A 559-nucleotide genomic window follows, 5' to 3' on the forward strand; every position below is an offset into this window, starting at 1 on the left:
CCCCTCCCCCGCCGCCACCCGGCCGGGCCGGTTCGCCGAGGAGGGGACGCTGATCGAGGCCGACATGGTGATCGTCGCCGCCGGAGCGTGGACGGGCGAGGTGTGCCGCCCCCTGGGCGTGGAGCTGCCGGTGTTCCCCAGGCGGGGGCAGATCCTGCACGCCACCCTGGAAGGCGTCGACACGGCCTGGTGGCCGATGGTGCTGCCCAGGGTCGGCCCCTACCTGCTGGGCTTCCCCGACTCCCGCGTGGTGATCGGCGCGACGGTGGAGGACGTCGGGTTCGCGCCGCGCGTCACCATGGGCGGGCTGGACGAGGTGATCGAGGCCGGGCTGCGGGTGGCGCCGGGACTGTTCGCGGCGACGGTGGCCGAGGCGCGGGTGGGCCTGCGCCCGGTGTACGCCCCCGGCCCCGCCCTCATCGGCCCGCTCACCGGCCGCGTGGTGGTGGCGACGGGCCTGAGCGCGTACGGGCTGACCGCCGGCCCCTTCACCGGCCGGATCGCCGCCGCGCTCGCCCTCGGCGAGGAGCCGCCCATCGACATCGCCCCCTACGCCCCC

Annotated in this window: 1 protein-coding gene; it reads left to right on the forward strand. The window is 77.3% G+C overall.

Annotated elements, in window-relative coordinates:
• On the forward strand, nt 1-559 hold a 559-nt coding region (locus ETD85_RS62710; RefSeq protein WP_138699153.1), incomplete at both ends, for an NAD(P)/FAD-dependent oxidoreductase.

The sequence above is a fragment of the Nonomuraea zeae genome (assembly GCF_005889725.1).
In the GTDB taxonomy this organism is placed as follows: domain Bacteria; phylum Actinomycetota; class Actinomycetes; order Streptosporangiales; family Streptosporangiaceae; genus Nonomuraea; species Nonomuraea zeae.